Annotated in this window: 6 protein-coding genes; 2 read left to right on the forward strand and 4 right to left on the reverse strand. The window is 69.4% G+C overall.

Annotated features, from left to right (window positions below; translation table 11 throughout):
* The gene (locus ACFPZ3_RS05680; RefSeq protein WP_379512873.1) at positions 1–159 is read left to right on the forward strand and encodes a hypothetical protein; all 159 of its coding nucleotides are present in this window, start codon (positions 1–3) and stop codon (positions 157–159) included.
* Positions 156–728 carry an anthranilate synthase component II gene (locus ACFPZ3_RS05685; RefSeq protein ID WP_379512874.1) on the forward strand — a complete coding sequence of 191 codons (573 nt, stop codon included), beginning with the start codon at positions 156–158 and terminating at the stop codon, positions 726–728. The genes ACFPZ3_RS05680 and ACFPZ3_RS05685 overlap by 4 nt, the downstream gene beginning before the upstream one ends.
* A gap of 135 nt (positions 729–863) precedes the next feature.
* On the opposite strand, the gene pknB is transcribed toward ACFPZ3_RS05685, so the two are convergent.
* From pknB to ACFPZ3_RS05705, 4 genes are all read right to left on the reverse strand, one after another.
* Positions 864–2,729 (reverse strand): Stk1 family PASTA domain-containing Ser/Thr kinase, encoded by a 1,866-nt coding sequence (gene pknB, locus ACFPZ3_RS05690; protein WP_379512875.1) that lies wholly within the window; start codon positions 2,727–2,729, stop codon positions 864–866.
* Between the two features lie 83 nt (positions 2,730–2,812).
* Positions 2,813–4,171: a serine/threonine-protein kinase gene (locus ACFPZ3_RS05695; protein ID WP_379512876.1), complete on the reverse strand. Its 1,359-nt coding sequence runs from the start codon at positions 4,169–4,171 to the stop codon at positions 2,813–2,815.
* 21 nt (positions 4,172–4,192) lie between these two features.
* Complete coding sequence (locus ACFPZ3_RS05700; RefSeq protein WP_379512877.1) at positions 4,193–5,656, reverse strand: peptidoglycan D,D-transpeptidase FtsI family protein; 1,464 nt, start codon at positions 5,654–5,656, stop codon at positions 4,193–4,195.
* The coding region (locus ACFPZ3_RS05705) for an FtsW/RodA/SpoVE family cell cycle protein (protein WP_379512878.1) at positions 5,653–6,501 on the reverse strand (849 nt) is incomplete at its 5' end. The genes ACFPZ3_RS05705 and ACFPZ3_RS05700, both read right to left, overlap by 4 nt.

Raw genomic sequence — 6,501 nt, forward strand, 5'->3', positions numbered from 1 at the left:
ATGTACGCCTGGCTCTGGCGCAAGCTGCCCGGCCGCCCGCACACCCGGGTGCTGACGGCCGTCGTGCTGGTCGCCGCGGTGGTGGCCGTACTCTGGTATGCGGTGTTCCCGCTTCTGGAGCCCGTGGTGACGGTAGACGAGGTGACGGTGAGGAAATGACCCGGGTGCTGGTCGTGGACAACCACGACAGCTTCGTCCACACCATCGTCCAATACCTGCGTGAGCTGGGCGCCGACTGCGACGTGCGCCCCCGCGACGACGTACGCGTCCACGACGCCGACGGCTTCGACGGCGTCCTCATCAGCCCGGGCCCCGGCACCCCCGAGGCGGCCGGCGTGAGCGTCCCCCTGGTCCACCACGCGGCCGCCGGCCACCGCCCGCTGCTCGGCGTCTGTCTCGGCCACCAGGCCATCGCGGTCGCGTACGGCGCCACCGTGACCCGCGCGCCCGAGCTCTTCCACGGCCGGACCAGCGCCGTCACGCACGACGGCAAGGGCGTGTTCGAGACCCTGCCCTCACCCGTGCGGATGACCCGCTACCACTCGCTGGCGGTGTTGCCCGAGACCGTGCCCGCCGTGCTCGACGTGACCGCGCGCACGGACAAAGGCGTCGTCATGGGCCTGCGGCACCGCGAAGCGCCCATCGAGGGCATTCAGTTCCATCCCGAGTCCGTGCTCTCGGAGCACGGCCACCGGCTGCTGCGAAATTGGCTGCGCGGGATCGTGTAACAAACTTCTCGCTCAGAGCGACGTACAAGTGAGCGTCCCCGCCGTTGCCCCCGAGCGGCGGGGGCGTTCTTTGTTTTGGGGCACCGATGGCGAAGGCCGCCCGACCCCTGAGAGGGAAGGGCGGCCCGCACCGCGTCAGCCGTTGAGACCGCCGCCGAGACCGCCGTCCTCACCGTCGCCGATCGGGTTGTCCTCGGTCGGCTCGTCCGACGGGAAGTCGGGCTGCTGATCGTCGGTCGGCTGGTCGGACGGGAAGTCGTCGGTGGGCGGCGGCGCCGTCTCCTCGGGACCGGTGGACACCACGATCGTGATCGTCGTGCCTGACGGCTGCTTGGCGCCCTCACCCGGGTTCTGCTGGACGACCGTGCCCTCGGGCGTCTGGTCGGGTTGCCTGACGACCCTGGCCTTGAAGCCCGCGGCCTTGAGCTGGGCCTTGGCGTCCTGCTCTGTGAGGTCGATCACGCTCGGCACATCAGCCAGTTCCTTGGGGATGTAGAGGGTGACCGAGCCGCCCTTCTCGACCTCGGAGCCGGCCCTGGGGTCGGTGGCGAGGACCGTGCCCTGCTTTTGGGCCGAACTCCGCGTCTGGATGGAGCTTTGCAGACCGGCCTCCTCCAGCACCGCCTCGGCCTCCTCGCGGGGCTTGCCGACGAGGCCCTCGGGAACCTTGATCTTCTCCGTGCCCTTGGACACGACCAGCGTGACCGCCGACTCCTTGTCGACCTTGCTGTTCGCGGGGGGCTTCGTCTCGATCACGGCGCCCTTCTTGACGTCGGAGCTGAACGCCTGCGTCACCTGGACCGTGAGGCCGAGCTTCTTGAGCGTCTCCTCCGCGTATCCCCGCTCCTGCGAGGCGAGCACCGGGATGGTGACCTGCGTGGCGGCCGGCGAGCCCCCGCCGCTGAACACCACGTAGCCGGCCGTGATGAAGCCACCGATGATCAGCAACGGGATGATGACCCACAGCGCGGTCTTGACCGCTGAGTTGCCTCCCGACGCCCTGCGCCGGCCGCCGCGGCCGCCTCCCTCGCCCTCATATTCGTAGGGCGGGATCGAGCCGCTGCGCTGCGTGGCCGGGCCCGCGCCCGTCTGGGTCGCGCTCATCATGCGCGTGCCCTGGCCGAAGTTGCCGGTCATCGCCATCGTCTGCGCGTCCACCGGCGCGCCGGACATCGCCCGCTGGATGTCGGCCCGCATCTCGCCCGCGTTCTGGTAGCGGTGGGCCGGGTCCTTGGCCATGGCCTTGAGGACGATCGCGTCGGCCCACGGCGGGATCTCGCGGTCGATCTGCGAGGGCGGGATCGGCTCCTCGCGCACGTGCTGGTAGGCGATCGCGACCGGGGAGTCGCCGGTGAACGGCGGCTGGCCGGTCAGCAACTCATACAGCACACAGCCGGTGGAGTAGATGTCGCTGCGCGCGTCGACCCGCTCGCCGCGCGCCTGCTCGGGCGACAGGTACTGGGCGGTGCCGATCACCTGGGCCGTCTGCGTCATCGTGGCCGCGGAGTCGGCCATCGCGCGCGCGATGCCGAAGTCCATCACCTTGACGTCGCCCGCGCGCGTGATCATCACGTTGGCGGGCTTGATGTCGCGGTGCACGATGCCGCCGCGGTGGCTGTAGTCCAGCGCGCGCAGGATGCCGTCGACCAGCTCGGCCGCGCGCTCGGGCAGCAACCGCCTGTCCTGGCGCAGCAGGTCGCGCAGCGTCCTGCCGTCGACGTACTCCATCACGATGTACGGCACCGGGGCGCCTTCTGAGTTGTCCTCGCCGGTGTCGTAGACCGCGACGACGGCCGGGTGGTTCAGGGAGGCCGCCGACTGCGCCTCACGGCGGAACCGGGCCTGGAAGGTGTGATCGCGCGCGAGGTCGGAGCGGAGGGTCTTGATCGCGACTATGCGGTCCAGCCGGATGTCTCGGGCGCGATACACCTCGGCCATGCCGCCGCGCCCGACGACACCGTCGAGCTCGTAACGACCTCCGAGTAGCCGAGGCTGAGTCATTTCCTGCACTGTCCCTTACCGTTCATCTTGGGTACCGGCCTGCTCGGGGGGCCGCCGGTGTCCATCATCGACCCCATAGCGCATCACTTCTCCTCCTTGGGCGGGTTTGTATCACCCGGGCCCGGCGAGGCGGTGGGCGTAGGTGTTGTCGGTGTAGTCGTGGGTGTTGGCGTCGGGGTGGGCGTAGGGGTTCGGGTGGTCGGGGTCGGTTTTGGCGTCGGCCTCTTGGTGGGAGTTGCTGACTTGCTTACCGTAGCCGACGGCGACGGTATCGGCCTCTTCGTCTTCACCGGGACCACAGGGGGCCGTCGGGTGTTGGTCTTCGACGGCTTGACCCGCTCAGGGCTCGGCCTCGCCGTCGGCGACTCGGTCGGCTCGGCCACCTCGGGTGCCGGCACCAGCGGCGGCCGGTCGGCGAACGATAGCGCGGTGAGCCCCAGAGCCGCCACACAGCCCGCCGTGGCGACCAGGACCAGCGTCCTGGCGCCCTTGCGCCGCCGGCGTCCTCCTGGCCGCTCCTGCAGCGTGATGGCCGGGTCGAGGTTGTCGGTGACCAGCTCGTCCTCGGGGGCGGGCTCGCGTACGCGGAAGCCGCCTGGATCGGTGAGCATGCTGAGCTCGGCGCCCCGCTCGACGCCGGCCAGCGACTCGCGCAGCACGTAGGCCCGGTCGGCCACCTCCAGCGCCGAGGCCGGCCGCTGCTCGGGCTCCTTGGCCAGCAGCGCCATGACCAGCTCGCGCACCGACGGGGGCACGTCCACGCCGAGGGGCGGCGGCTGCTCGTTGAGGTGCAGCAGCGCGATCGCCACCTGGCTGTCCGCCCGGAACGGCGTGCGCCCCGCCAGGCACTCGTAGGCCACCACGCCCAGCGAGTAGAGGTCCGTCGACGGCGTGAGCGCGAAGCCCTGGGCCTGCTCGGGACTGACGTACTGGGCCGTGCCCAGCACGGTGCCCGTCTGCGTCACCGGCGCCGCCTCCAGGGCGCGCGCGATGCCGAAGTCCGTCACCTTGATGGTCCCCTCGGGGGTGACCAGCAGGTTGCCGGGCTTGATGTCGCGGTGGATGATCCCGGAGGAGTGGGCCGCGTGCAGCGCCTTGGCCGTCTGGTGCACCACGTCGAGCGCCACCTCGGGCCCGAGGGCGCCGTTGCGCGCCAGGATGGCCGACAGCGGCTCGCCGTGCACCAGCTCCATGACGAGGTAGGCGAGCTCGCTCTGCTCGCCGTAGTCGAAGATCTGCGCCACGCCGGGGTCGGCCAGCGCCGCGGTGAGCCGCGCCTCGTTGCGGAACCGCTCGCGAAACGTGGGGTCGGCGTAGATGTGGCTGCGCAGGATCTTGACGGCCACCTCGCGGCCGAGCAACTCATCCTGGGCACGCCACACTTCGCCCATACCGCCCGTGGCGATGCGGGAGAGCAGAAGGTAGCGGTTACTGAGCCGCATGACCAAGCAGGTTACCGTCACTCACTTGTTCAGCACCGCCTCCAGCACGGCCTTTGCGATCGGCGCGGCGGTGTGGCCGCCGGTCGCCTCCGCGCCGACGTTGGCGGCGCCTGACTCGACGATGACCGCCAGGGCCACCTTCGGGTCGTCGGCGGGCGCGAAGGAGATGAACCAGGCGTGCGGGGGCTGCCCGTCGGCGGTCTCCGCGGTGCCTGTCTTACCCGCTACTTGGACGCCTGGGACCTGCGCCAGGTTGGCGGTGCCGTTGCTGACGACGCTCACCATCATGTCGCGCAACTTGCCCGCCGTCTCGGGACTGACCGCATCCGTCTTCAGCTCGTCGGGCTGGGCCGCCTCGACCGTGTCACCCTTGGCGTCGGTGATCTTGTTGACGAGGTACGGCTTCATCACCGTGCCCTCGTTGGCGATGCCCGCGGCGATCATGGCCATCTGCAGCGGCGTCATCCGGTTGCTGCGCTGCCCGATCGAGGCCATGGCCAGGGCCGCCTTGTCCTCTTCAGGACCGAAGTCACTCTTGGCCACCGACATCGGCACGGCGACCTGGTCGCCCATGCCGAACTTCTCGGTCTGCTCGTTCATGGCGTTGTAGCCGAGATCCATGCCGATCTGGGCGAACGGGGTGTTGCAGGACTTCTCCAGGGCGTACACCAGGGCGACCTGTCCGCTGCCGCAGGCCGAGCCGCCGTAGTTGGGCAGCGTGGTGCTCGTGTTGGGGAGCGTCAGCCGCTGCGGCGCCGGCACGGTGGTGTCGGGCCCGCGCGAGGAGTCGGCCTCCAGGAACGCCGCCGTTGTCACCACCTTGAACGTCGACCCGGGCGGATACGTCTGTGCGATGGTGCGGTTGAGCAGCGGCTGGCTCTTGTCCTTGGCCAGCTCGTCGTACCGGGAGAAGACCTTGCCCTTGTCGGTGCCCGACAGCTCGGTGGGGTCGTAGGTGGGCAGCGAGACCATCGCCAGGATGCCGCCGGTCTTCGGGTCGAGCGCGATGATCGCACCGCGCTTGCCGCTCTGCCGCAACGCGTCGTAGGCCGCCTTCTGGGCCTTCGGGTTGATCGTCAGATCGACGTTGGCGCCCTTGGTCGACTCGCCCGTGAACAGGTCGATGCTTCGCCGCAGCAGCAGGTCGGGGCTGGAGCCGTCGAGCAGCTTGTTCTCGTTGGCCTCGATCGCGTCCGCGCTCTCGGGCGAGAAGAAGCCGGTGACGTGCGCGTAGAGCTTGGCGTCAGGATATTTCCGGATGAACCGGAACTCCTTGCTGTCGGTCTCGACGGACTGGGCGATCACCTTGCCGCCGGCCGTGATGCGACCCCGCTCGACCGCGTAACGCTCGTAGAAGTTGCGCCTGTTGCGGGCGTCGCTCTGCAGATCGTCCGCGCGAACGGCCTGCAGGACGTTCACGTTGACCATCAGGAGCGCGAACATGGCCAGGCAGGCCATGGCCGCGCGCTTCAGAGTGCGGTTCATCGCTGGAACACCTGCGTCATTCCTTCGTTCTGGATCGCCTGGGGCGGGGGCCTTCGCGCCGCATCTGACATGCGTACCAGGAGCGCGATAAGGATCCAGTTAGCCAGCAGCGCCGAGCCGCCCTGTGACATGAACGGCGTGACCAGGCCGGTCAGGGGGATGAGGTTCGTCACGCCGCCGACGATGATGAACACCTGCCAGGCCAGGATGAACGACAGACCGCCCGCCAGCAACTTGGAGAAGGGGTCCCTGGCCGAGATCGAGGTGCGCAGACCCCGCTCCACCAGCAGCGCGTAGAGCATGAGCAGTGCCATCAGGCCGGTCAGGCCCAGCTCCTCGCCGGTCGCGGCGAAGATGAAGTCGGAGAAGGACAGCGGGATCTCGTAGGGGTGCCCCTGGCCCAGCCCCGTGCCCAGGATGCCGCCCGCGCCGAAGCCGAACAGCCCCTGCATGATCTGGTAGCTCTTGCTGCACATCGGGTCGCCAGGCGGGTCCTTCAGGCAGATGTCGGCGTTGCCGTAGTAGATCGGGTTGGCCGGGTCGAGCCAGGCGTCGAAGCGGGCGCTGACGTGGTCGAAGACCTGCCCGGCGAGGAAGGCGCCGCCGACGAACAGCAGGATGCCGATCAGCACCCACGAGGTGCGCTGGGTGGCGATGTAGAGCATCGCGATGAACGTGCCGAACAGCAGCAGCGAGGTGCCCAGGTCCTTCTCGAAGACCAGCACGAGCAGGCTCATCGCCCACGTCGCCAGGACGGGACCGAGGTCCCTGGCCCTGGGCAGGTCGATGAAGAGCAGCCGCCGCCCCGCCAGCAAACGATCATAACCCGGATCAGCCGCCAGCCG

It is taken from the genome of Nonomuraea insulae (assembly GCF_042656245.1).

What these genes read in the sequence shown, in the direction of transcription:
- ACFPZ3_RS05695 (WP_379512876.1), bottom strand. Translation starts at nt 4,171, where the DNA reads ATGCGGCTCAGTAACCGCTACCTTCTGCTCTCCCGCATCGCCACGGGC.
- ACFPZ3_RS05700 (WP_379512877.1), bottom strand. Translation starts at nt 5,656, where the DNA reads ATGAACCGCACTCTGAAGCGCGCGGCCATGGCCTGCCTGGCCATGTTC.
- pknB (WP_379512875.1), bottom strand. Translation starts at nt 2,729, where the DNA reads ATGACTCAGCCTCGGCTACTCGGAGGTCGTTACGAGCTCGACGGTGTC.
- ACFPZ3_RS05685 (WP_379512874.1), top strand. Translation starts at nt 156, where the DNA reads ATGACCCGGGTGCTGGTCGTGGACAACCACGACAGCTTCGTCCACACC.
- ACFPZ3_RS05680 (WP_379512873.1), top strand. Translation starts at nt 1, where the DNA reads ATGTACGCCTGGCTCTGGCGCAAGCTGCCCGGCCGCCCGCACACCCGG.